The organism is Providencia sp. PROV061, from assembly GCF_011045655.1.
In the GTDB taxonomy this organism is placed as follows: Bacteria; Pseudomonadota; Gammaproteobacteria; order Enterobacterales; family Enterobacteriaceae; genus Providencia; species Providencia hangzhouensis.
Window position 1 is genome coordinate 1,717,092 of sequence record NZ_CP042861.1, and the last position, 24,483, is coordinate 1,741,574.

General features: G+C 40.0%; 23 protein-coding genes. 15 read left to right on the forward strand and 8 right to left on the reverse strand.

Annotation, left to right across the window (positions count from 1 at the left end; genetic code table 11):
• Positions 1-92: 92 nt before the first annotated feature.
• Together recN and nadK are read right to left on the reverse strand one after the other, a co-directional pair.
• Positions 93-1,754, reverse strand: a complete 1,662-nt coding sequence (gene recN / locus FVA72_RS07745; protein WP_110591986.1) for a DNA repair protein RecN — start codon at positions 1,752-1,754, stop codon at positions 93-95.
• Positions 1,755-1,840: 86 nt separating this feature from the next.
• Entirely contained in the window at positions 1,841-2,740 is a 900-nt protein-coding gene (gene nadK, locus FVA72_RS07750) for an NAD(+) kinase (RefSeq protein ID WP_110591985.1), read from the reverse strand.
• A 101-nt stretch (positions 2,741-2,841) separates the two neighbouring features.
• On the opposite strand from nadK, the gene grpE reads away from it, so the two are divergent.
• A complete protein-coding gene (gene grpE / locus FVA72_RS07755; RefSeq protein WP_004264998.1) occupies positions 2,842-3,435 on the forward strand; it encodes a nucleotide exchange factor GrpE in 594 nt (197 codons plus the stop codon).
• Positions 3,436-3,488: 53 nt separating this feature from the next.
• On the opposite strand, the gene ung is transcribed toward grpE, so the two are convergent.
• Positions 3,489-4,169, reverse strand: a complete 681-nt coding sequence (ung, locus tag FVA72_RS07760; RefSeq protein ID WP_110591984.1) for a uracil-DNA glycosylase — start codon at positions 4,167-4,169, stop codon at positions 3,489-3,491.
• Positions 4,170-4,549: 380 nt separating this feature from the next.
• On the opposite strand from ung, the gene grcA reads away from it, so the two are divergent.
• Both grcA and FVA72_RS07770 read left to right on the forward strand, forming a co-directional pair.
• A complete protein-coding gene (grcA, locus tag FVA72_RS07765; RefSeq protein ID WP_036959024.1) occupies positions 4,550-4,933 on the forward strand; it encodes an autonomous glycyl radical cofactor GrcA in 384 nt (127 codons plus the stop codon).
• A 158-nt stretch (positions 4,934-5,091) separates the two neighbouring features.
• Positions 5,092-6,537, forward strand: coding sequence for an ankyrin repeat domain-containing protein (locus FVA72_RS07770; RefSeq protein WP_110591983.1), 1,446 nt, complete (start codon positions 5,092-5,094; stop codon positions 6,535-6,537).
• A 32-nt stretch (positions 6,538-6,569) separates the two neighbouring features.
• On the opposite strand, the gene srmB is transcribed toward FVA72_RS07770, so the two are convergent.
• The 4 genes from srmB to FVA72_RS07790 form a co-directional block, all read right to left on the reverse strand.
• A complete protein-coding gene (gene srmB / locus FVA72_RS07775; RefSeq protein ID WP_110591982.1) occupies positions 6,570-7,907 on the reverse strand; it encodes an ATP-dependent RNA helicase SrmB in 1,338 nt (445 codons plus the stop codon).
• Between the two features lie 191 nt (positions 7,908-8,098).
• Positions 8,099-9,304, reverse strand: a complete 1,206-nt coding sequence (gltS, locus tag FVA72_RS07780; protein ID WP_110591981.1) for a sodium/glutamate symporter — start codon at positions 9,302-9,304, stop codon at positions 8,099-8,101.
• A gap of 645 nt (positions 9,305-9,949) precedes the next feature.
• Positions 9,950-10,867: a formimidoylglutamase gene (gene hutG / locus FVA72_RS07785; RefSeq protein WP_110591980.1), complete on the reverse strand. Its 918-nt coding sequence runs from the start codon at positions 10,865-10,867 to the stop codon at positions 9,950-9,952.
• A 2-nt stretch (positions 10,868-10,869) separates the two neighbouring features.
• Complete coding sequence (locus FVA72_RS07790) at positions 10,870-11,601, reverse strand: IclR family transcriptional regulator (protein ID WP_004912819.1); 732 nt, start codon at positions 11,599-11,601, stop codon at positions 10,870-10,872.
• Between the two features lie 158 nt (positions 11,602-11,759).
• On the opposite strand from FVA72_RS07790, the gene trmN reads away from it, so the two are divergent.
• Positions 11,760-12,494, forward strand: a complete 735-nt coding sequence (gene trmN / locus FVA72_RS07795) for a tRNA(1)(Val) (adenine(37)-N(6))-methyltransferase TrmN (protein WP_110591979.1) — start codon at positions 11,760-11,762, stop codon at positions 12,492-12,494.
• Between the two features lie 30 nt (positions 12,495-12,524).
• Here the strand turns inward: trmN and nadB are convergent, their stop codons facing one another.
• Entirely contained in the window at positions 12,525-14,120 is a 1,596-nt protein-coding gene (gene nadB, locus FVA72_RS07800; RefSeq protein ID WP_165119680.1) for an L-aspartate oxidase, read from the reverse strand.
• Between the two features lie 394 nt (positions 14,121-14,514).
• On the opposite strand from nadB, the gene rpoE reads away from it, so the two are divergent.
• From rpoE to acpS, 11 genes are all read left to right on the forward strand, one after another.
• The gene (gene rpoE, locus FVA72_RS07805) at positions 14,515-15,093 is read left to right on the forward strand and encodes an RNA polymerase sigma factor RpoE (protein ID WP_004264984.1); all 579 of its coding nucleotides are present in this window, start codon (positions 14,515-14,517) and stop codon (positions 15,091-15,093) included.
• A 58-nt stretch (positions 15,094-15,151) separates the two neighbouring features.
• Positions 15,152-15,775, forward strand: coding sequence for an anti-sigma-E factor RseA (gene rseA / locus FVA72_RS07810; RefSeq protein ID WP_110591977.1), 624 nt, complete (start codon positions 15,152-15,154; stop codon positions 15,773-15,775).
• Positions 15,775-16,725 (forward strand): sigma-E factor regulatory protein RseB, encoded by a 951-nt coding sequence (gene rseB, locus FVA72_RS07815; protein WP_004264982.1) that lies wholly within the window; start codon positions 15,775-15,777, stop codon positions 16,723-16,725. The genes rseA and rseB overlap by 1 nt, the downstream gene beginning before the upstream one ends.
• 3 nt (positions 16,726-16,728) lie before the next feature.
• Complete coding sequence (rseC, locus tag FVA72_RS07820) at positions 16,729-17,193, forward strand: SoxR-reducing system protein RseC (RefSeq protein ID WP_004264981.1); 465 nt, start codon at positions 16,729-16,731, stop codon at positions 17,191-17,193.
• A gap of 403 nt (positions 17,194-17,596) precedes the next feature.
• Positions 17,597-19,390, forward strand: a complete 1,794-nt coding sequence (gene lepA, locus FVA72_RS07825) for a translation elongation factor 4 (RefSeq protein ID WP_036959062.1) — start codon at positions 17,597-17,599, stop codon at positions 19,388-19,390.
• A 17-nt stretch (positions 19,391-19,407) separates the two neighbouring features.
• Entirely contained in the window at positions 19,408-20,373 is a 966-nt protein-coding gene (lepB, locus tag FVA72_RS07830) for a signal peptidase I (protein WP_004264979.1), read from the forward strand.
• Positions 20,374-20,675: 302 nt separating this feature from the next.
• Positions 20,676-21,356 (forward strand): ribonuclease III, encoded by a 681-nt coding sequence (rnc, locus tag FVA72_RS07835; protein WP_004264978.1) that lies wholly within the window; start codon positions 20,676-20,678, stop codon positions 21,354-21,356.
• Entirely contained in the window at positions 21,353-22,261 is a 909-nt protein-coding gene (era, locus tag FVA72_RS07840; RefSeq protein WP_110591976.1) for a GTPase Era, read from the forward strand. Before rnc ends, era begins: the two co-directional genes overlap by 4 nt.
• A gap of 11 nt (positions 22,262-22,272) precedes the next feature.
• Positions 22,273-23,001, forward strand: a complete 729-nt coding sequence (recO, locus tag FVA72_RS07845; protein WP_110591975.1) for a DNA repair protein RecO — start codon at positions 22,273-22,275, stop codon at positions 22,999-23,001.
• Between the two features lie 288 nt (positions 23,002-23,289).
• Positions 23,290-24,021: a pyridoxine 5'-phosphate synthase gene (gene pdxJ / locus FVA72_RS07850; RefSeq protein WP_094961689.1), complete on the forward strand. Its 732-nt coding sequence runs from the start codon at positions 23,290-23,292 to the stop codon at positions 24,019-24,021.
• Complete coding sequence (gene acpS / locus FVA72_RS07855; RefSeq protein ID WP_004264973.1) at positions 24,021-24,407, forward strand: holo-ACP synthase; 387 nt, start codon at positions 24,021-24,023, stop codon at positions 24,405-24,407. Before pdxJ ends, acpS begins: the two co-directional genes overlap by 1 nt.
• Positions 24,408-24,483 lie beyond the last annotated feature (76 nt).

The window sequence follows — 24,483 nt, forward strand, 5'->3', positions numbered from 1 at the left end:
AGTCAGAACATCAATGATAATCGACATTGATACAATTTAAAACCTTCCTTATCGACTCTAAGACCACATGAGCGTAAAAAAGTTGTCAAAAATTATGCTGCAAGTAACTCTTTTGCGTTGGCTAGTGTATTTTTGGTGACTTCTGAACCTGCTAAAAGGCGCGCAAGCTCTTGTAATCTAGATTTTTTATCTAATAGCTGCATATGAGTTTCAGTTTCAACGCCATTAGTTTCTTTGCTTACATAAAAATGATGATGTCCACAACCTGCAACTTGAGGTAAATGCGTTACACACATGACTTGAGTTGATTCACCTAACTCACGTAATAACTTACCAACAATAGCGGCTGTTGGTCCGCTAATACCCACATCGACCTCATCAAAAATTAACGCTGGAGTATCCATTTTCTTAGCGGTAATAACTTGAATAGCTAGTGCGATACGCGATAGTTCACCACCTGAAGCAACTTTAGCGAGCGCCTGATGTGGCTGGCCTGGGTTCGTTGTAACATTGAATTCTATCTTACATGCACCATCAATCTGCAATTGTTCTGGTATAAATTTCACATCAATAGTAAACAGACCATGAGGCATTGAAAGTTGATGCATACTGTTGGTAATTAGCGTGCTTAACTCTTGGGCATAATGCAGCCGCACATGGTGTAAACGCTCTGCACAAGCTAATGCTTTTTGATGATCGATAGCGACTTGCTCGTTTAAAGTTTCACAATCTTCGTTTTGATTAGCAATTTGTTCTTGCTCAGTCAATAACTGTTGAAATAGTTCAGGTAGTGCCTCGGGGCTAACATGATGTTTTCGAGCTAAGCTAATTTGTTTAGAGATACGTTGCTCAAGTTCAAATAAACGGTTGGGATCAAGTTCGTATTGATCGCAATAATGTTTTATTTCATCACTGACTTCACTGACTTGTATTGATGCTTCTTCAAGCATATCGAGAAGTTCTGAAAATTTCGGATTGAGAGCAACGAGATCAGTCAATTCATTTTTTGCCATATTTAATAAACTAATGACGTTCGCATCATCATTTTCAGATAGTATGTGCGTGGTTGTTTGACCAATAGATAAAAATTGCCCATGATTAGCGAGTTGTTTATATTCTTGGTCTATCTCTTCAAATTCTCCTTGAACAGGAAGGAATTCGCTCAGTTCTTTTAGATGATATTCCAGCAACTGTTGCCGAGATTCACGCTCTTGCATCTCTTTTTGAAATACGGCTAATTGTTGGCAGGAGTCGTGCCATGTTTTCCATGCTTTTTTCATTTGAGCAAGTAGTTCTTGCTGGTTTGAATAGGCATCAAGCAGGGACTTTTGATGAGTGTTATCTAGCAAGAGTTGGTGCGCGTGCTGGCCATGAATTTGGATCAGTAATGTACCGAGTTCTCTAAGTTGTGATAAAGGTACAGAAACGCCGTTAATAAAACCTCGGGAACGGCCGTCAGGAGAGATAGTCCGACGTAATAAGCACTCATTTTGGTTATCAAGTTGGTGCTCAATAAGCCAATTAGCAGCCATCTCAGCATCAACTAAGGAAAAACGGGCACAAAGATCAGCACGCAGTGCACCAGGGCGTACCATATTGGCTTCCCCCCGATTACCTAAACATAGGCCAAGAGCATCAATAGCAATGGACTTACCCGCACCTGTTTCACCGGTTATGGCTGTCATACCATTACGGAAATCAATTTCTAATTCACGTACGATTGCAAAATTATTGATTGTTAGTTGGGTAAGCATCTGCGCTCTCCTGTAAAAATACACACCTGTGTTTTAATACAGTGTATGACTGTTTTTTTATACAGTAAAGAGGCAGAGTGAAAAAATTAAAAAGTTTTTTTAGCCCAGCCTAATTTTGAACTTAACGTATTGAAATAATTGTAATCTTGTGGATGAACTAAATTAAGATTTTTATTACTACGTTTAACAATAACTTCCTCTCCATCCTGAATAGGGAGCATAATTTGGCTGTCACAGCTGACTTCATAATCAATATTTGTTCGTAAAAACTTCAACCGAATACTGCTGTCGCTGCTAATCACCAGTGGTCTGGAGGATAAGGTATGTGGAAACATTGGAACTAATACAATAGCATCTAAGTTTGGGGTTAAAATAGGGCCACCTGCGGAAAGAGAATAAGCTGTAGAACCTGTTGGTGTGGCGATGATCAAACCATCAGAACGTTGAGAAAAGGCAAATTTTTCATCAATGTAAACCTCGAATTCGATCATATGCGCAACTTTGCCTGGGTGCAGAACAATCTCATTAATTGCGGTGCTTTTACGTGCTTTTTGGTTAGCTTTAATGACTTGTGCTTCTAGTAAAAAACGTCTTTCTTCGCGGTATTTTCCTTCAAGAACACTTGAAAGTTGTTGCAATGCATTATCAGGGTCTAAATCAGTAAGAAAACCGAGATTACCACGATTTACACCGATCACTTTATTATTATACCGGGATAAAATACGAGCTGCGCCAAGCATATTGCCATCCCCGCCAACGACGACAACTAAATCAGCCTGTTGGCCTATTTCAGTTAATGTACCAGTGTTGGCATTAGCTAATTTTAAATCTTTAGCAACTTGTTTATCGATAATGGCATGATAATTTTTTGAAATTAACCAATGGTATATTAATTCATGAGTTGCCAATGCTTCAGGATGCCTAGGGTGCCCGACAATGCCTATCGTTTTAAAATGTGGTAGTGCTGTATTATTGTCCTTTCGCATACTTTTTTGGCCTCTGATTGTATGACTTCCCTTGAATCCCTGTATTAGATCCCCATAATACTCTCATATATGGGATTAATGCTAAATACGCGGAGATATTCATGAGTAGTAAAGACCAAAACATGCATGATGAGCAAGCTTTTGAACAAAATGAATCACAAAAAGTTCAAGCTGAGCAAGAAGCCAGCGTTCAACAAGCTGATGAGTTACAAGCAGACGAACAAGCGTTAGCCGCGCGTATTGCTGAGCTTGAGCAACAGTTAGAAGCTTCACAAAAAACTGAACGTGAAGCGATGTTACGTGCACACGCCGAAATTGAAAATATTCGTCGTAGGACTGAGCAAGATATCGAAAAGGCACATAAATTTGCACTGGAAAAATTCTCAAATGAATTATTGCCAGTGATTGATAACTTGGAACGTGCAATAGAAGCTGCTGATCACGAAAGTGAAGAGTCTAAAGCGATGTTAGAAGGTTTAAATTTAACGTTAAAAACCTTTTTAGATGCAGTGGCTAAGTTCGGTATTGAGCCTGTCAGTGAAGTGAATGTGCCATTCAACCCTGAAGTTCACCAAGCGATGACGATGATTGAGTCACCTGATCACCAAGCTAATCATGTGATTGATGTGATGCAAAAAGGGTACACGTTAAATAACCGTTTACTCAGACCTGCAATGGTTATTGTGTCTAAATAATCGATGAAATGGGATACGTGAGTATCCCATTTTTTATTGTCCGCAATTTGAAATTATTCGCTAATTACAGGTGTCCAATCTATAGGTTTTTTGCCTTGCTGAGCTAAAATTTCATTTGTTTGTGAAAAATGCCCACAACCTAAAAACCCGCGATGAGCAGAAAGTGGGGAAGGATGTGGGGCTTTCAGAACATGATGGCGTTTAGTATCAATAATTTTACCTTTTTTCTGGGCATGAGAGCCCCAGAGTAAAAAGATCACGCCCTCGGTATTTTCATTAATTGCTTCAATAACTTTATCTGTAAATGTTTCCCAACCTAAATGTGCATGGGAATGGGCATTGCCTTGCTCGACGGTGAGGACGGTGTTAAGGAGTAAAACACCTTGTTGAGCCCAACTGAGCAAGTACCCATGATTAGGCCTTTGAAAGTCACTAATATCTTTTTCTAGCTCTTTATACATATTGACTAATGATGGTGGTGGCTTAATTCCTGGGAGTACGGAAAAAGAGAGGCCGTGAGCTTGCCCTGGCCCATGGTAAGGGTCTTGCCCAAGGATAACAACTTTAATATCAGAAAGCTCGGTATACCTAAATGCATTAAAAACGTCGTCTTGAGCAGGATAGATAATTTTACCATTTTTGCGTTGTTCTGCTACATAAGCCAACGTTTCTTTGAAATAAGGTTTTGATTTTTCAGGGCCAATAACATCGTGCCACGTAATGGAGTTTGACATGAAATATTCCATAACAATGAATTTAAGAAGGAACAATTATATGAACCAGTTGATAGCTATAAGCTTACTGGTTCATGAGGGAGAGATAAAGCCCTGATATTGAGTATTAATCTTTAAAAAAAATTGAAAATATATAAAAATAGTTAAAAAAGTGAATTATGAATTTTGATTTAAATCATAATGTTGGGTTGGTTGAATTAGTTACTAAGCGGAATAATTGATAAATATCAAAGAAAATAGGGGATCTAGCTGGTATAAAATACCTATATACATTGGTTAGACCAAATATCCAATTACAAGTTTTCATAAGATTGATGGTTAATGTAGCTTCGATTTATTAAGCAAATCGAATGCAATCTAGCTCGAACGTGGAGGTCGACATGATTACAGGTATTCAAATTACTAAAACTGATAATGCAGCATTGATGAATTCGTTTTGGTTACTGGATGACGAAAAAAATGAAGCTCGTTGTGTTTGTGCGAAAGCCGATTATAACGAAGGGCAAATCGTTGCTAAAGACGAATTAGGTGCTTTTGAGTATCGTGAAGTTCCTTTAGAAATGAAACCAACTGTACGTGTTGAAGGTGGTCAGCACTTAAATGTTAACGTATTAAGTCGTGAAACATTAGAAGATGCAGTTAAAAACCCAGAAAAATATCCACAATTAACAATCCGTGTTTCTGGTTATGCAGTGCGTTTTAATTCATTAACGCCTGAACAACAACGTGATGTTATTACTCGTACTTTCACTGAAAGCTTGTAATAAATATTAAATGTAATTACATCTAGTAATGCATAATAAATTCTAAAGCCATTGTTACCAATGGCTTTTTATTTGTTCCTAATAAAGTTGATTATTTCCCACCTTGGTTATTTGTATTTCAATATTCTTCCAACAAATACACTTGTTAGGGAGAATTCATGTCACTATCAACACTACAAACATTATCAAAAAAAGATGAATATATTTTTGTTAGAGAAAACTTAAATATTTATTTGCAGCACCAACATCAAGAAATTAAACCTTGTATAACAGATTTATGGCCTAAAGAGATATTAAGAGAAGACTTCTTAGGAGGTCATGCACAACAAAATGACTATATTTTGGCTCTATTAGCGCAAGGTGCTTATCATAAAAATTGGCGGAATATTCAGGGTGTTGAAAGATTAAGTAATAAAGAGATTTTTGATCTCGGAATTAATGCGGAACTATTAAACGACGAGCAAACAGGTTTTCAAGCTAATATCTGTCGATTTAATGATTTATATATTCTTTGTTTTGCTGGTACTAACGATATTATCGATTTTTACAGTAATATTCGTCAAGGCCTTGGTTTTTATGAGTCTCAATATTTTCAAGCTGTTGGTTTGATGAATGTTTTATTCAATGCAGTTAATGGAAACACAATTTGTACAGGGCACTCATTAGGTGGAGGATTGGCATCAATAGCGGCGTTAGCGAGTCAATCACCCTGTATCGCATTCAGTCCTGCAGGGCTGGCAAAAAATACTATTAATAATATTGGGATTGATTATCACGTTGCTGAAAAAATGGCACAAGAAGGGTTGATACGTTATTACACGGTGCAATATGATTGGCTCGATGGATTACAAAACTCTTTACCGATCCCTTCTGCGTTGGGAAATTGTATTAAAATGGCTTATAGCGAACATAGCTCTTGGAAAAATTGGTTACCCACCCGTTTATTAACAAGAAGTTTTATTGCTCATTCAATGCTTAAAATTATTAGGGTTATGTGCAAACATAAGCCATGGAATAATTGGAATGCAATCACAGGTGAATATAATAAGGTACAAGAAATACCACTAGAAATATTTCCAACTAAAGAAGAAAAACAGGAAATGAGTTGGCAGGAATGTTGTGAAAGTGCTATCAAAAAAGGAAATATAACGGAGTTTTCAGCACTTTTATCATTAGACCACAAACCTTGTGACATTAGTTTATTGGCACAACAATCAGTCAGAACAGTTAATGGGCAGTTTATGGCAGCCCTAATGGAATCTCAATATGGTCAAACAATTAAAATGTTTCAATCCAGAGGCCAAAAAAGTATTTTGCATTTAGCTGCGCAAAATGGCCGTCTTATACAATCGCAACTTTTATTAAAAAATGGATTAACAGTGAATATTAAAGATAGTTTGGGGAACACACCTTTACATGATGCGTTAAATAGCCATGCACTTGATGTTGCTACATTACTATTGGAAAATGGAGCCGATTGGCGAATTAAAAATAATAAAGGCTTAGATTGTAAGGATATACTTGGTAGCCATATTATTAAGTATGATTTGCTAACTCATGAAGGCAAACAAATGCGAGATAAAGTTTTTCAAATGATGGGCTAAATAAAAAACGGGCCTAAACCCGTTTTTAGTGACTAGCTTTTATCGCTAGCTGTTGGTATAGAAGGGCTAGCAGGAGTACGACGTTTACCAATATTTTTCTTATCGCGATGGCGTACTTTTTCTTTTTTCTTAGCTTGTTCTTCTTTTTTCTTTTCTTTACGCTTAGCAAGCACTTTCTTCGACGGTTTTGGCTTATTTAGCATCGCTTCTGAAGGGGCTTTAGTTGTTGGACGTAAAGAATCAACCACACGAATTTTGATAGGTTCTTCAATATAACGAGTAATTTTACCCAATAATGGGAAGTCATGCGCTTCGACTAAGGAAATTGCGGTTCCTTTACGTCCAGCTCGGCCGGTACGGCCAATACGGTGCAAATACACATCTGCAGTTCTAGGTAAGTCAAAGTTAAAAACATGGCTAACGTTTTCGATATCTAAGCCACGGGAAGCAACATCTGTTGCAACGAGTACTTTAACTTGGCCATCAACTAGGCGACGTACCGCTTCATTACGCTTAGCCTGCGGCATTTCACCTTCAAGATAACAAGGTTCGATACCCGCTTCACGTAACCATTGGACTAATTCGCGCAAACGCTCACGCTTACGCACAAAGACGATAGCTTTGGTGACTTCATCTTGTTTTAACAAATGGCACAGTAATGCCGTTTTATGCTCTAGTGTGTCAGCACGGTAATGAAATTGCTGAATTTTTTTACGTTCACGGCGTGAAGGGTCGGCGTCAATTTCAATTGGGTCTTCTAATAAGCGCTCAGCAAAGTCACGAATAGCTTCGCCTTCAAGAGTTGCAGAAAACAGCATGGTCTGCTTGCGCCAGCGCGTTTCGCCTGCAATTGTTTCTATGTCATTGGCAAAACCCATGTCGAGCATGCGGTCAGCTTCGTCAAGGATCAAAATCTCAACTGCACGACAGTCAAAGTTTTCTTCTTTAATATATTGGAGTAAACGGCCTGTTGTTGCGACGACAATGTCTTGATTTTCACTGAAAACTTCAGAGTGATTCATATAAGCAACACCACCCGTAATTGTTGCAATGTCTAGGTGATTATGGGCACATAATTCTTTTGCTTGGTCAGCAACCTGCATGGCTAATTCACGAGTCGGTGTGACAACTAGAACGCGAGGCGGCCCTGATTTCTTTCTAGGGAAATCAAGTAAATGTTGGATCGCAGGTAGTAAGAACGCGGCGGTTTTACCTGTACCTGTCGGAGCTGAACCTAATACATCGCGGCCATCCATTGCAGCAGGAATAGCTGCCGCTTGAATAGCGGTTGGACGTTGATAGCCTTTATCTGAAAGCGCATCAATTAGGCTTTCATCAAGTTCAAGTTCAGTAAAAGTGGATGCAGTCATGATATACCTCTATTTGGGGCGCTGATTATAAACAGGTTAGCAAAATTGTTCACCTGAAAAAATCAGCTTTGCTCAAGTGTAACTGTTTTCACTGTGGACAGGGAGCGATATATCAATGCATGTGAGTGAAATATAGAGAAGATAAATAATTGAAGGAGGAAAGAGCTTTTCCTCCTTCATGCTTATCTAACTTAGCTAAGTATATTAATTAACCATGTATGATAAGGAATACCAACTAAGTCAATGAGCACGGCACCACTGAGTGGCACAATCATGAAAGCTTTCATTGACACTTGTTTGTAACGTTCACAAACAGAGGACATATTCGCCATTGCATTTGGCGTCGCACCTAAGCCGTGCCCCATTAGGCCAGCACACATTACTGCGGCATCGTAGTTTTTGCCTAATAAGCGGAAAATGACAAAGACAACTAATAGAATTAAAATAATGACTTGCGCCAATAGAATGGTGAATAATGGCAAAGCAACAGCTTTTAGCTCCCATATTTTCAATGACATCATCGCCATAGTCAAAAATAGGCCAAGCGAAACTTCAGAGATAAGGTCAACCGACTTTTGGTTAATACGGAATAATTCTACTTGGTCATTAATATTGCGAATAACAATCGCAATGATCATTGCTCCAACATAGCTCGGCAAAGAAAACCCGGTTGCTTTGGTAAATTGCGCTGAAGCGAATTGACCAATAACCATAATTCCAAGAACAAGTGCTAGCATTTTTAAAAAGGCGTGAGCATCGATGGATTCAATTTTTCCAGCAATGGTTTCAGGAACTTGAACTCGCTCAACATTTTCATCAGCTTTAATCTGCACGTTAAATTTCTTAATTAAGAACGTTGCAATCGGACCACCAAGTAAACTTCCTGTAATTAGGCCGAATGTTGCTGCGGCAATTGCGGCAACCGTTGCGGATTGCACGCCAAGGCCCTCAGCCATGCCACCAAAGGCTGCTGCACCACCATGTCCCCCAGTAAGAGAAACGCCACCAGCCATGATACCAATAACGGGATCAACACCGAGTAAATGAGCTAGGCCTGCACCAAAGGTGTCTTGGAAAATAACCACAAACCAGCAGATAAACAGGTAGATAAAGAGTAACCGACCACCACTTTTTAAAATACGGAAGCTGCCGTCAATACCAATAGTGGTAAAGAAAGCGACCATTAAGAAGGTTTGTAAACTGGTATCAAAATTGATTTCGGCCAGATTAAATGATTTGAGCCCCCAAATAATCAAACTAACCAGAAAGCCGCCAATGACGGGAGAAGGGATACAAAAGCGCTGTAGACATTCGATACGTTTCTTTAAGTGGATCCCCATGAGTAGGCAGATCACCGTTAGGAAGAGGGTGGAGAGTGTGTCGAGGTGTAGAATCATATTTTTCCCTTTTTAACTGTTGTCTTTCACGCTACAGCGTTGTTGGCCGCGCTCCGTTACCCTAGTCACATACTTTTGTATGCTCCTAGGGATAACGTCACTTGCCGCCTAGCTGTAATGCGAAATTCAATAGTTAAAAACCATTAAGTTATTGCGCTACAGCGTTGTTGGCCGCGCTCCGTTACCCTAGTCACATACTTTTGTAGCTCCTAGGGATAACGTCACTTGCCGCCTAGCTGTAACGCGAAATTCAATAGCTAAAAACCATTAAGTTATTGCGCTACAGCGTTGTTGGCCGCGCTCCGTTACCCTAGTCACATACTTTTGTAGCTCCTAGGGATAACGTCACTTGCCGCCTAGCTGTAACGCGAAATTCAATAGTTAAAAACCATTAAGTTATTGCGCTACAGCGTTGTTGGCCGCGCTCCGTTACCCTAGTCACATACTTTTGTATGCTCCTAGGGATAACGTCACTTGCTGCCTAGCTGTAACGCGAAATTCAATAGTTAAAAACCATTAAGTTATTGTGTTACGGCTAGTTTGATAATCAACTTCAAAGCTATTTTTATTGTGGTGTTTGAAAATTAATAATCTTAACAGCGTGAGAAACAGTGTATTTATCAGTCGAGTTGTTGTGTTGTTTTATTAGAATAAATATTGGTATATCAAATAAGCCGCGAGTTTGGCGGTATGGTTGTCAATATCAAATTCAGGATTACATTCTGCGATATCAAAAACCGCAATTTTTTGGCTGCTCTTGATAATGGCAAACAATTCATCAAAAATTTCAGTAGAAATGCCTTTTGGCGCTGGTGCACTAACGCCCGGCGCAATAGCAGCAGAAAAGACATCTAAATCAACGGTGACATATAAATATTCTACTTCGTCAATAAATTTTTTAATTTTTTCAATCGCTTGAGGCAGCTTGGAATAAGCGAGTTCTTTATCGCGGATATATTGGCAACCTAGCGTATCTGCGGTATCGAATAATATTTTTGTATTGCCATGATCTGCGATGCCTAAACATAAATATTTGAAAGAGCGTTGGTGTTGCTGGCACAACATGGCTGATTGTAAAAATGGAGTGCCAGAAGTGGCGACAGGGGCTTCACGCAAATCAAAATGTGCATCAAAGTTAATAATACCAATCGTTTTACCCGCTTGATGTTGTTCAACGTAGTCAAACAGGCCCTGGAAGCTCGCAAATGCAACTTCATGACCGCCGCCAAGGACAATCGGTTTTTGGTTATCTGCGAGGAGGGCGATAAGTTGGTCGGATAAACGGCGCTGTGCTGCTTCTAAATTGCCATCATCACAGCGAATTGTACCGACATCTTTGATTGCAAGTGGTTGATGAATAGGCAAACCTGCCAGTTGATGACGAATTGCATCAGGGCCTGCTTTTGCACCTTGGCGACCTTTATTGCGTCGGACGCCCTCATCAGAAGCAAAACCAATTAATGCAAACTTGGCAGGTGTGTGTTTATTAATGACTTGGTGGATGCGCAAATGTTCTTGCGTTTCACCATCTGTGCGCCCTTGCCATTGGAAAGGTTGTGTCATAGTTACTCCAAGTTAATTAATTTAGTGATGTTATGCGCTGTTTGGCAGGTGTGCGTGATAAATTCATCCACGCGATGTGTAGAACGAAATTCAGGTGCCATAACTGAAACGACAGCTAACACATCATTACCTTTGAAAATCGGTGCAGAAACACCCAGTACGCCTTCATCGATTTCACTCACAGACATGCCGTAACCTTGTTTGCGTATCTGTTGTAAATCTTGTTGTAGCTTTATTTTTTGTTGTTCAGTGGTTAACTGCTTTGTATGAGCTTCAAGTACTTGGTTTTGATAGAGTTCATGACGAAAAGCTAACAATGTTTTCGCACTTGCTCCTTTAACTAAAGTATTGCCCCGGCCAATAATAAAAGAGCAGCGCAGCGCTTGTTCACTCTCAATCATGTCGACACAAATGGTCTCTCGTAAATTTGAGGTGATAATCGCCACGGTTTCTTGGGTTTTTTTCGCTAAAGTTTGCAGTTCTTGTTTAGACGCGCTCATCAATAAACTGTGGTGATAGTATTTTTCTTGATTTTTGATACTCTGCGAGCCAACACAGTATGTTCCATATTGTTTTGCGTGAGATACAAATTCCCAATCTATGAGAATTGTTAGTAAACGATAGACGGTTGATAATGGGATCTCTAACGCTGATGAGATAGACTGTGGCGTCACTGGAGATGCGCAAGTTGTGATGTAAGACAAGATGTCTAAGGTTCTATTTATACTGTTCATGGCATCTCCTTTTTTTCGAACTTATCAGTAAATTTTTTTCGTCTCAAATATAATTCTCATATTATGAGAATTATATTGTAGCAAATAGGTTAAATTATGACTTTTATTTGCTTAGTATGAGAATGTTCGAACAAGTATTAGACAATTAGAGTGTTTGCATGTGTAAGCAAAAAAAGAATTACCGTAAAGGCGGTTTTACGTTTAAACAGTTTTTTGTGGCTCATGACCGATGTGCGATGAAAGTGGGGACGGATGGTGTGCTATTGGGGGCTTGGGCTCCTGTAGACGGTGTTCAGTCTGTATTGGATATTGGTAGCGGTAGTGGGCTAATAGCATTGATGCTAGCACAAAGAAATGCAATGTTATGTGTTGATGCCGTCGAGTTAGATAGTGACGCGGCAGTGCAAGCACAAGAAAATTTTATTGAATCCCCATGGGCGGATCGTTTACATGTCATCAATCAAGACATTGTGAGTTACAGCCAGTTGTCATCGGTTCAATATGATTTGATTGTTAGTAACCCACCTTACTTTGAACCTGCGGTTGCGTGTCGGGATGAAAAACGAGACCAAGCGAGATATACCGCGACATTAACTCATGATGTATTACTCGAAAGTGCAAAATCCTGTCTTACATCTCATGGACTATTTTGTTTAGTGCTGCCCTATGAAGTTGGTGAAAAAATACAGAAGATGGCTGAGAATTCAGGTTGGTTTACCGCTTTTCGCGTCAATGTTAGTGATAAACCTACAACGGTCTACCATCGCATGCTATTGGGTATTCAACTGCAAGAGATACAAACACAAGTAATATCGCTGGCACTCAAAGATGAAAAGGGTGAGTATACCGATGAATTTCGTAAACTAATTCAGCCATTTTATGTGAAATATTAAAGCCGGCTCAAAGGCCGGCCCTAGCTCACGTTATTCAGGTTTTAAAATAGTGGGGCCTGAATTAGGAAGTGGTTCTGGGTAATCCAAGGTGTAATGTAACCCACGGCTTTCTTTGCGTTCTAATGCACAACTAACCATTAATTCAGCGACTTGAACTAGGTTACGTAATTCAAGTAAGTTATTTGAAATGCGGAAATTTGCATAGTAGTCGTGAATTTCTTGCTGCAATAGATGGATGCGACGCAGTGCGCGCTCAAGCCGTTTTGTGGTTCTCACAATTCCCATGTAATCCCACATAAATAGGCGTAATTCATGCCAGTTATGTTGAATAACAACCTGTTCATCTGAGTTATGCACTCGGCTTTCATCCCATTCAGATAAATAGGGAATTTCGTCGATCTGTTTGATCGTTTTATTAATATTTTCAGCCGCCGCCCAGCCGTATACCAAGCATTCTAATAGTGAATTGGATGCCATACGGTTTGCACCATGTAAGCCGGTGTAGCTCACTTCACCAATTGCATAGAGATTCGTGATATCAGTCATACCCGTTTCATCTACAATAACGCCACCACATGTATAATGGGCTGCAGGAACGATAGGAATAGGTTCTTTGGTCAGATCGAGCCCTAACGTCATCAATTTTGCATAAATAGTCGGGAAATGGTTTTTAACGAAATCGCTAGGCTTATGGCTAATGTCCAAATACATGCAATCAGCACCAAGGCGTTTCATTTCATGGTCAATAGCTCGTGCAACAACATCGCGAGGAGCAAGTTCACCGCGATCGTCGTGATCTGGCATAAATCGGCTACCATCAGGACGCTTGAGGTAAGCCCCCTCACCACGTAATGCCTCAGTTAATAAAAAATTACGTGCTTGTGGGTGAAATAAACACGTTGGGTGGAATTGATTAAATTCAAGGTTAGCAACACGGCAGCCAGCCCGCCACGCCATTGCGATACCATCACCAGAAGAAATATCTGGATTCGTGGTATATTGATAAACTTTAGCCGCGCCGCCCGTTGCTAGAACAATCGTTTTCGCTCGAATGGTTTCAACTTGCTCTTTTTGGCGGTTCCATACGTAAGCGCCTAAAATTCGTGGCGATTCAGCCTCATTAGAAAGGATAAGGTCGACGGCATTATAGCGTTCTTTAATATGAATGCTTGGGTGGGCAAAAGCGAGGTTAACTAACGTGGTTTCAACTTCTTTTCCTGTGGCATCAGCATGATGGAGGATCCGCCGATGACTATGGCCACCTTCACGGGTTAAATGATACTGTGTTTCACCGCTTTCGGTAATTTCAGTATCGAATAAAACACCTTGGTCGATAAGCCATTGCACGCAATGTTTCGCATTGGAGGCAATAAACTCAACAGCTTCTTTCTGGCAGATACCTGCACCAGCAATTAGCGTATCTTCTACATGGGATTCGATGCTGTCAGTGTCATCAAAAACGGCGGCAATACCACCTTGTGCGTAATATGATGCCCCTTCGCTGAGGCTGCTTTTACTGAGAATGGTCACTTGATGAAAAGGGGCGAGCCGTAAGGCAGCTGAAAGTCCTGCGACACCACTCCCAATGATTAAAATATCAGTGTAATGCTGTGTGGATTCGTTCATAAGTGTTTGCATGTATATAATAGTATGTATTGAGTTTTTTATGTTAGCCTATCGAGTGTCCTATTGCTATTAGTGGATGGTTGTTAAGGCACAGTATATTGACCTAGCGCTATTTACGTATTCAAATGCTTTTAGTGTGATAGCTATCGCATTCGCGCCTAAAATCTGTATGCTGTCTTATAGGCCTGAAAGAATATTATAGGCAGTTGTTTTAATAAGGATCTTTAAGATCGTCTCAGTAATTTTTTTATCGGTTTTGTAAATTTTTGACTATTTTTTTAGATTAAATTGAACTTCAACGAGTTCTACTACTCAAAGTAGTGCTTGCTTTAGGAAGGGAGAACATGATCAAGTTAACATATTATCGGCCTGAATTCGGGAGATACTTCCTGGAATGAGCGAGCAACTGACCGACCAGATTTTGGTTGAAAAGGTACAAAAAGGCGATCAACAAGCTTTCAACTTATTGGTGATAAAATATCAGCATAAAGTCGCAAGCTTAGTATCCCGCTATGTACCGCAAGCAGATGTGCCTGACGTTGCGCAGGAGTCATTTATAAAAGCTTATCGCGCCATTGGTTCGTTTCGTGGTGACAGCGCATTTTATACTTGGCTTTATCGGATTGCGGTAAATACAGCTAAAAATTATTTAGTTGCCCAAGATAGACGCCCACCTGCGTCGGACTTGGAAGCGAGTGATGCAGAAAACTTTGAAACCGCTGGTGCCTTAAAAGAAATTTCGAACCCAGAGAACTTAATGTTGTCTGATGAATTAAAGAAAGTTGTTTTCCGGACCATCGAATCGCTGCCAGAAGATCTTAGAATGGCAATTACTCTCCGCGAGTTAGATGGTTTGAGCTATGAAGAAATCGCAGAAATAATGGATTGCCCTGTTGGCACCGTACGTTCTCGTATTTTTAGGGCAAGGGAAGCGATTGATAATAAAGTTCAGCCTCTGATTCAACAGTATTAGTCTGTTAAATCAGTCAATTAAATATAATTGTGATGCAATTAACTGAAGGTAATTGGGCATGCAAAGAGAGAAACTTTCCGCAATGATGGATGGTGAAGTACTAGACTTAGAACTGGTCAACGCTATTTCACGTGATTCAACGTTAAAACAACGTTGGGAGAGCTATCATCTTATTCGTGATACTCTGCGTAACGATACTAATGAAGTCATGCACTTCGATATTGCAAGTAAAGTTGCGGCAGCATTAGAGAATGAAGCTGTGCGTATTAATCCTCAGGTAGTTGTCGAATCGCAGCCAGAGCCTGCGACTTGGGGGGCTTTCCCATTCTGGGGTAAAATTCGTCCTTGGGCGAGCCAGCTGACTCAAATTGGTGTTGCAGCTTGTGTGTCTTTGGCGGTTATTGTTGGGGTTCAGCAATACAACCAAAGTAATGCCGTTGACTCACCGGTTGATGAGCCAATGTTTAATACTATTCCTGTTGGTAGCGGGGCGCCAGTTAGCTTAAATATCTCAGATAACCAATTATTTGGTAATGAGCAGCAAATTCAACAAGTTGAGCAACAAAATCAACGTATTAATGCGATGCTGCAACAGTATGAAATTGAAAGACGCTCGATGCTTAACCAGCAATATCAAGAGTCTGTAAAACCTGCGTCTTCAGCAGGAGTTAAATTGCAATAATGAACAAATGGTTATCCGTCATCTGCCTGACGGGCAGCCTGATTATTTCTAATCAAGCTTCGGCATCTGAACTAGATGCCGATGTTCTTTTTAAAGAAATGGGAAATGCTGCCCAGAACCTCTCTTACGAAATGTCTTATATGACATTCAGTCCTCAATCAATAACACCTGTACGTTACCGCCATGCCATCATTAATGGTGAACCTGTTTCACAAATGATCCAAATGGATTCATCGCGTCGTGAAATTGTTCAAAAAGGCAATAGCATCAGTTACTTTGAACCTGGTTTTGATGCATTCAGCTTAAATGGTAAATATATAGTTGATAATTTACCATCAGTAGTTTTTGCCAATTATCAACAGATTAAACCTTATTATAATTTTATTGATGCAGGGCGGACCCACATTGGCGATAGGCCAGCATTAGTAATTCGCATAATATCGAAAGACAATTCTCGGTTTAACTATGTAGTATTGATCGATGAAGAAACGAAATTGCCATTACGTATCGACCTTCTCGATAATAATAGCCAAACATTAGAACAATTTCGTGTGATCTCGACGGTGCTAGATAGCCAAACAGTTAAGGACTCATTACTTGCGTTAAGTAAAGTGAATATGCCGCCATTATTGATTTCCCCTAAAAATGGAAATCCTTCCTTTAAGTGGCAAGTTGGCATGTTACCACCTGGTTTTGAAGAAATATCCCGTTCTTCGCGAAAATTAGCTGAAGATGACGTGGTAGAAACCGCAATGTTTAGTGATGGTTTATTTACCTTTTCTGTAAATGTGACAAAATCGACTAAAGGCCCGTTACTCGATCAACCGCTTCAAAATGGGCGTCGAACTATTTACACAATGACGCAAAAGCAAAATGTCATCACTATCATTGGTGAATTACCATTAGCAACAGCACAAGTGGTAGCAGGTAGTATTCAGTTTCGGGAGTAAATTATGGTAAAAGAGTGGGCAACAGTAGTCCGTTGGCAAAACGGTAGGGCTTTATTGCGCTATGGTTCTTCATCCGGCTGTGGTAGTTGCGGTGCTCGTAAAACCTGTGGTTCTTATGCTTTAAGCAAAATTGGGCCAAATACGGAACATGAATTAGAAATCGCAATTGAACAACCACTAGTTGAAGGGCAGAAAATTGAAGTGGGCATCCCTGAGGGGAGTTTAATTCGCTCAGCGCTGTTAGTTTACTTAACACCCATTTTGGGGTTGTTTATTTTTGCAGGCTTAGCGCAGGCGTTTGATTTTGAGCAGTTCTGGATAGCGATTTCAGGTGTAATTGGTGGTATTATTGGTTTTTATGTCGCGCGTAGGCTAGCGTCAAATTTGCGCGATGATGAAGCTTTTCAACCTGTTGTTTTACAGATAGGGTTGCCTCCGAGCGAGCTTTCAGTACAAATTAATTGCTAAATTTCAATATGTTGAGTTAGAAGGTTAATTTGATATTATCAATAGAAAGGGGAACATATGTTTCCCTTTTTTGTGGATTAGAATTAATTAACATACAAATAGTATTATGGCTAATAAAGTCATTAACATATTTTGTCTGTTTTGAGTTAGAAATTACAATAGATTGATTATGGCTATAAGCGTGGTTGATGTGGTTTGTATTAATGATGAATTATGACGACTAACCTATTAACCTGATGCAGGTTTACAGTTGTTTTACATTGAATCTTTGTGTTAGCGGGTTCTTATATGTAAAATGCTGCTAATTAACAATCTTGTGATAATCATAGCATTTTAGTTTTGTCGCGATACTTGCACAAAGCTGATTTTGTAAGGCAATTTAAAAGAAGATATTACCTTGAAAATCAATAATATAAGAAACTTTTCCATCATTGCTCATATCGACCATGGTAAGTCGACCTTGTCAGATCGCATTATTCAAATTTGTGGTGGCTTAACCGACCGCGAAATGGCGGCACAAGTTTTAGACTCGATGGACTTAGAGCGTGAGCGTGGGATCACTATTAAAGCACAGAGCGTGACGCTTGATTATAAGGCGTCAGATGGTGAAACTTACCAATTAAACTTCATTGACACCCCGGGTCACGTAGACTTCTCTTATGAAGTATCTCGTTCATTAGCAGCCTGTGAAGGTGCTTTGCTGGTGGTTGATGCAGGGCAAGGCGTTGAGGCTCAAACCTTGGCAAACTGCTATACCGCTATCGAAATGGATTTAGAAGTGGTTCCGGTTTTAAATAAAATTGATTTACCCGCTGCAGATCCTGAGCGTGTTGCTGATGAAATAGAAGATATTGTTGGCCTTGACGCGCATGATGCAGTTCGCTGCTCTGCAAAAACAGGTATTGGTGTTCAAGATGTGATTGAACGCCTTGTTAAAGAGATCCCACCTCCGATTGGGGATGCGGATGCGCCTTTGCAAGCACTTATTATTGACTCGTGGTTTGATAACTATTTAGGCGTTGTTTCATTGATCCGTATTAAAAACGGAACATTGAGAAAAGGCGATAAAATTAAAGTGATGAGCACCGGGCAAGTATATAATGCAGATCGCCTCGGTATTTTCACACCTAAGCAAATCGACCGTGATGTTTTGAGTTGCGGTGAAGTGGGCTGGTTAGTTTGTGCAATTAAAGACATCACTGGTGCCCCAGTTGGGGATACGCTAACAGGGGCTCGTAATCCAGCGGATAAAGCATTACCTGGTTTTAAAAAGGTTAAACCACAGGTTTACGCTGGTTTATTCCCAGTCAGTTCTGATGACTATGAATCATTCCGTGATGCACTAGGTAAGTTAAGTCTAAATGACGCGTCTTTATTTTATGAGCCAGAAACTTCTACTGCGCTAGGTTTCGGTTTCCGTTGTGGTTTCCTTGGCTTACTGCACATGGAAATCATTCAAGAACGTTTAGAACGTGAATATGACCTTGATTTGATTACCACTGCGCCAACTGTAGTGTATGAAGTGCAGCAGACCAATGGTGATATCGTGTATGTCGATAGCCCATCTAAGCTACCGGCATTGAACAATATTGAAGAATTACGCGAACCAATCGCAGAGTGTCATATGCTGATGCCTAAAGAATATTTAGGTAACGTTATTACACTTTGTATTGAGAAACGTGGCGTTCAGACCAATATGGTCTATCATGGTAATCAAGTATCGTTGACTTATGAAATCCCAATGGCAGAAGTGGTATTGGATTTCTTCGACCGCTTAAAATCAACTTCTCGTGGGTATGCATCTTTAGATTATGCATTTAAACGTTTCCAAGCATCAGACATGGTGCGTGTTGATGTTCTTATCAACAATGAGCGTGTAGATGCTTTGGCCTTGATCACTCACCGTGCGAATTCTCAATATCGCGGCCGTGAACTGGTTGAAAAAATGAAAGAGTTGATCCCGCGTCAGCAGTTCGATATTGCGATTCAAGCTGCGATCGGTAACCACATTATTGCTCGTTCTACAGTTAAACAACTGCGTAAAAACGTACTTGCTAAGTGTTATGGCGGTGACGTTAGCCGTAAGAAAAAACTGTTACAGAAGCAAAAGGATGGTAAGAAACGCATGAAGCAAGTTGGTAACGTTGAGCTACCACAAGAAGCGTTCCTTGCTATATTGCATGTTGGTAAAGACTAAGTTTACAAGGAGTCTCAATGGCTAACACCTTTGCCTTGATCCTAACACTGGCAACATTAATCACTGGGATTATATGGTGTTTAGACAAGTTTAAATTTGCACCTGCGCGTAAAGCAAAACTTAAGCAGTTACAGGATGCAACAAATGGCGCAGTGAGTGAGGCGGATGTGGCAAATGCTGTCCGCCGTCCATCATGGCTTGAAACAGGGTCGTCTATTTTCCCTGTGTTAGCGATTGTACTGATTGTGCGTTCATTTATTTATGAGCCATTTCAAATACCTTCAGGGTCAATGATGCCAACGTTGTTAGTTGGCGATTTTATGTTGGTTGAGAAATTTGCTTATGGTTTGAAAGATCCAATCACACAAACGACATTAATCGAAACAGGTAAACCGAAACGTGGTGATATCGCAGTTTTTAAATACCCAAAAGATCCTAATGTTGATTTTGTAAAACGAGTTATTGGAATGCCGGGTGATAAAATTATTTATAACCCAGATGCAAAGGAACTCACAATTTACCCTAATTGTGCAGATAACAAATGTACAGAGACCTTACCTATTGTTTATGGTCCTCTGGCGCCGAGTGAATGGACAATGTTCCTTGATATCGGTTCTGTTGTTGATAACCAAAAGGGCAATTATGAAATTCCATTAGACCAACCTCTACCAAGAAATGCATTGCGTCAATACGAACGTAGTGAAAAATTGGATACGGTTGAGCATCAAATTTTGATTATTCGTCAAGCAATTACGGAAGCAAAATATTTGCAACCAGGTATGCCGAAGAATGAATGGATTGTTCCTGAAAAGCACTACTTTATGATGGGTGACAACAGGGATAATAGCTCTGACAGCCGTATGTGGGGCTTTGTGCCGGAAGAGAATTTAGTTGGTCGCGCGGTATTTATTTGGTTAAGTCTTGATAAGCAAGAAAATGAATGGCCGACAGGTATTCGCTTTAGTCGAATTGGTCCACTATAATTTGGTTAGTGGGTCTAGCTAAATGCTACAAATACGGGTTTTCGTTTGAAAACCCGTATTATCCGAAGCATTATTGTTTTACCCAGTGTACAATATAGATTAATTAATATTATTGGCTCCCCAATTATTAACTCTCCCATTTTAACTTATTGTAACTAATGGATTTTTATAATTAGTTTCACTGAGCTGCAAAAAATGCGAGAGGATTCGGAGTCAGTGCAAACGCAACAGTTTTGTAAAATGGTGCATTTTACAGGTCTGTTGCGTGTGCTTTTTTATCAAATAAAAATGGTTGGGCGCACATGAACCCCTCTTTAATAGAAAGATTACAACGTAAGCTTGGTTATCAATTCAAACAGAACGAGTTATTAATCCAAGCATTGACACATAGAAGTGCAAGCAGCAAACATAATGAGCGCTTAGAATTTTTAGGTGACTCGATTTTGAGTTTTGTGATTGCAAATGACTTATACCACCGTTTTCCAAAGGTAGACGAGGGGGATATGAGTCGTATGCGGGCAACGCTTGTACGCGGAAATACATTAGCAGAAATCGCACGCGAATTTGAACTCGGTGAATGTTTACGTTTAGGGCCGGGGGAATTAAAAAGCGGTGGTTTTCGTCGCGAATCTATCCTTGCTGATACTGTTGAAGCACTGATCGGTGGTATTTTTTTAGATAGTGATATCCAAACGATCGAAAGAATTATTTTAGATTGGTATCAAAGTAGACTGGTTGAGATCAGTCCGGGTGATAAGCAAAAAGACCCGAAAACAAGGTTACAAGAATATCTGCAAGGACGCCATTTACCACTACCTAATTATTTGGTTGTTCAGGTTAAAGGTGAAGCTCACGATCAAGAATTTACGATCCACTGCCAAGTCAGTGGTATTGACCAACCGATTAATGGCGTTGGCTCAAGCCGTCGTAAAGCGGAGCAAGCGGCAGCAGAGCAAGCATTGAAAATTTTGGAGCTTGAATGAGTGAATTACAATCCCACTGTGGTTTTGTTGCCATAGTTGGACGGCCAAATGTCGGTAAATCGACATTATTGAATCAATTACTGGGGCAAAAAGTTTCGATTACTTCGAGAAAGCCACAGACGACTCGCCATCGTATTATGGGGATCCACACAGAAGATAATTACCAAATTATTTATGTTGATACCCCAGGACTTCATATTGAAGAAAAACGTGCAATTAACCGTTTAATGAATCGCGCTGCATCCAGTTCAATTGGTGATGTTGAATTAGTTATTTTTGTTGTTGAAGGAACTAATTGGACCGCTGATGATGAAATGGTACTGACTAAGTTATCTAGCTTACGTTGCCCTGTTATATTGGCAATTAACAAAATTGATAATGTGACTGATAAAACGATACTGTTGCCACATATCAGTATGATCAGTCAGAAAATGGATTTCTTGGATGTTGTTCCTATCAGTGCAGAAAAAGGTACTGGTGTGGATACAATTGCTAAAATTGTTAAACAACATATACCTGAAGCTATTCATCATTTTCCTGAAGACTATATTACTGACCGTTCTCAACGTTTTATGGCATCTGAGATTATCCGTGAAAAGCTCATGCGTTTCTTGGGTGATGAACTGCCATATTCGGTAACCGTCGAAATTGAACAATTTAAGGTAACAGAAGCGGGTATTTACCATATCAATGGCTTAATTCTTGTTGAGCGTGAAGGCCAAAAGAAAATGGTTATTGGTAACAAAGGTAGCAAACTGAAAACCATTGGTACTGAAGCGCGTATCGATATGGAAAGAATGTTTGATAACAAGGTACACCTTGAGCTTTGGGTTAAGGTTAAATCTGGCTGGGCTGATGACGAAAGAGCATTACGTAGCCTGGGTTATGTTGACGACCTAAAATAGTAGGTGGCAAAGTGAGTGGTTGGCAGCGTGCGTTTGTACTCCATTCAAGGCCTTACAGTGAAACGAGTTTATTGCTCGATTTTTTTACTGAAGGCGAAGGAAAAATACGCTTACTTGCAAAAGGCGCTCGCCGTAATCGCTCACCATTAAGGGGCTGCTTACAGCCCTTCACACCTTTGTTAATCCGTTGGGGAGGCAAAGGTGAAATCAAAACCTTAATCAATGCCGACCCTGTGTCTTTGGCTCTCCCTTTAACGGGAACCGTTCTATATAGTGGTTTATACCTTAATGAATTAACCGCACGTGTATTAGAATTTGGTATACCATACTCCTCACTATTTTTTGATTACCTCTCATGCTTACAAATCCTTGCCGCAAGTGAACACACCCCTGAATTTGCATTGCGTCGGTTTGAATTGGCTCTGCTTTCTTACCTTGGTTATGGTGTTGATTTTTTACATTGCGCTGGCAGCGGAGAGCCCGTTTCTGACACAATGACTTACCGGTATAGAGAAGAAAAAGGGTTTATTGGTAGCTTGGTTGTTGACCAGCTTAGTTTTACGGGTAAACAACTTAAGGCATTGGCGAGTCGAGAATTTCCTGACGCAGATACGCTCAAAGCAGCAAAACGTTTTACCCGACTTGCTTTAAAACCATATTTAGGCGGTAAACCTTTAAAAAGCAGAGAATTATTTCGACAGTTTACTTACTCGCCAGTTACACATAACAAACAGAGCTAAAATTGTTTTTCATTTTATTTTTTATCTAGTTTGTTACACCTCGATTACTACAATATATCCTTTTCTCATGTGTCTTTTTAGCGGAACTGGCTCTTTCAGACAATACATTTATTTCACTGGTACAAAATCTTACGAAGCGCTTCGCAAAAATAAAATACAAATACTGAAACAGGATATACAGATTGGAATTTGCTTCGAATGGTGAGAGATTTATTCCCTCAAAGGAGAAAATTACAGTAGGATAGTAGGCAGATGAGTTTGTTAGTGTTTATTAATGGGGAATAAAAAATGGCAGAGCTTTTGTTAGGCGTAAATATCGACCATATTGCAACGGTTAGAAATGCAAGAGGAACTCAATATCCAGACCCTGTACAAGCTGCATTTGTTGCGGAGCAAGCAGGCGCTGATGGCATTACAGTGCATTTACGCGAAGATCGACGCCATATTACAGATAGAGATATCACTCTGTTGAATGAAACTATTCAAACACGTATGAATCTTGAAATGGCGGTAACCGATGAAATGGTTGAAATTGCGTGCCGCATCAAACCTACTTTCTGCTGTTTAGTGCCAGAAAAGCGTGAAGAGGTAACCACTGAAGGTGGTTTAGATGTTGCGGGCCAAAAACAGAAAGTGGCTGATGCTGTAAAACGTCTGACTGACGCGGGCATTCTCGTTTCATTATTTATTGATGCGGATCATCAGCAAATTGATGCAGCACAAGAGTGTGGAGCACCATTTATTGAAATTCACACAGGGGCTTATGCTGATGCTAAATCAGAACAAGAGCAAGAGTTAGAATTTCGCCGTATTCGTGATGGTGCCGTATATGCGGCGAGTAAAGGCATTAAAGTTAATGCGGGTCATGGTTTGACATACCATAACGTTCAACGTATTGCACAGTTACCTGAAATTTATGAGCTTAATATTGGCCATGCAATTATTGGCCGTGCTTTGTTTAGTGGGTTAGCTCAAGCGGTTACTGACATGAAAAAAATCTTATTAGAAGCACGTAAATAATGGCCATTGTTGGATTAGGAACGGATATTGTTGAGATTGCTCGAATTGAGTCGGTGCTTGAACGAACCGGTGATAGTCTGGCGAAAAGAATTCTAACTGAGACTGAATTAGCCCAATATCAACAGCAATCAAAGCCAGCTCGTTTTTTAGCAAAACGCTTTGCAGTTAAAGAAGCGGCAGCAAAAGCATTAGGAACAGGGATCCGTAATGGTTTAGCCTTTAACCAATTTGAAGTAACCAATGACAAATTGGGGAAACCATTATTAAGTTTAACTGGGGAGGCATTACAGCTAGCGAATCGGTTAAAAGTTACGCATTACCATGTTTCTATTACCGATGAACGTCACTATGCATCTGCTACAGTTATCATAGAAAGTATTTCTTGAATCAATGTAATACCGAGCTGCCAGTAAAAATCACTGGCAGCATTTAAGGATAACTAGATGAATAATTGGATATAAG

Bases quoted from the DNA above. Each gene is read 5' to 3' on its own strand.
- recN (WP_110591986.1), bottom strand. From the start codon at position 1,754: ATGCTTACCCAACTAACAATCAATAATTTTGCAATCGTACGTGAATTA.
- nadK (WP_110591985.1), bottom strand. From the start codon at position 2,740: ATGCGAAAGGACAATAATACAGCACTACCACATTTTAAAACGATAGGC.
- grpE (WP_004264998.1), top strand. From the start codon at position 2,842: ATGAGTAGTAAAGACCAAAACATGCATGATGAGCAAGCTTTTGAACAA.
- ung (WP_110591984.1), bottom strand. From the start codon at position 4,169: ATGTCAAACTCCATTACGTGGCACGATGTTATTGGCCCTGAAAAATCA.
- grcA (WP_036959024.1), top strand. From the start codon at position 4,550: ATGATTACAGGTATTCAAATTACTAAAACTGATAATGCAGCATTGATG.
- FVA72_RS07770 (WP_110591983.1), top strand. From the start codon at position 5,092: ATGTCACTATCAACACTACAAACATTATCAAAAAAAGATGAATATATT.
- srmB (WP_110591982.1), bottom strand. From the start codon at position 7,907: ATGACTGCATCCACTTTTACTGAACTTGAACTTGATGAAAGCCTAATT.
- gltS (WP_110591981.1), bottom strand. From the start codon at position 9,304: ATGATTCTACACCTCGACACACTCTCCACCCTCTTCCTAACGGTGATC.
- hutG (WP_110591980.1), bottom strand. From the start codon at position 10,867: ATGACACAACCTTTCCAATGGCAAGGGCGCACAGATGGTGAAACGCAA.
- FVA72_RS07790 (WP_004912819.1), bottom strand. From the start codon at position 11,601: ATGAACAGTATAAATAGAACCTTAGACATCTTGTCTTACATCACAACT.
- trmN (WP_110591979.1), top strand. From the start codon at position 11,760: ATGTGTAAGCAAAAAAAGAATTACCGTAAAGGCGGTTTTACGTTTAAA.
- nadB (WP_165119680.1), bottom strand. From the start codon at position 14,120: ATGAACGAATCCACACAGCATTACACTGATATTTTAATCATTGGGAGT.
- rpoE (WP_004264984.1), top strand. From the start codon at position 14,515: ATGAGCGAGCAACTGACCGACCAGATTTTGGTTGAAAAGGTACAAAAA.
- rseA (WP_110591977.1), top strand. From the start codon at position 15,152: ATGCAAAGAGAGAAACTTTCCGCAATGATGGATGGTGAAGTACTAGAC.
- rseB (WP_004264982.1), top strand. From the start codon at position 15,775: ATGAACAAATGGTTATCCGTCATCTGCCTGACGGGCAGCCTGATTATT.
- rseC (WP_004264981.1), top strand. From the start codon at position 16,729: ATGGTAAAAGAGTGGGCAACAGTAGTCCGTTGGCAAAACGGTAGGGCT.
- lepB (WP_004264979.1), top strand. From the start codon at position 19,408: ATGGCTAACACCTTTGCCTTGATCCTAACACTGGCAACATTAATCACT.
- rnc (WP_004264978.1), top strand. From the start codon at position 20,676: ATGAACCCCTCTTTAATAGAAAGATTACAACGTAAGCTTGGTTATCAA.
- era (WP_110591976.1), top strand. From the start codon at position 21,353: ATGAGTGAATTACAATCCCACTGTGGTTTTGTTGCCATAGTTGGACGG.
- pdxJ (WP_094961689.1), top strand. From the start codon at position 23,290: ATGGCAGAGCTTTTGTTAGGCGTAAATATCGACCATATTGCAACGGTT.
- acpS (WP_004264973.1), top strand. From the start codon at position 24,021: ATGGCCATTGTTGGATTAGGAACGGATATTGTTGAGATTGCTCGAATT.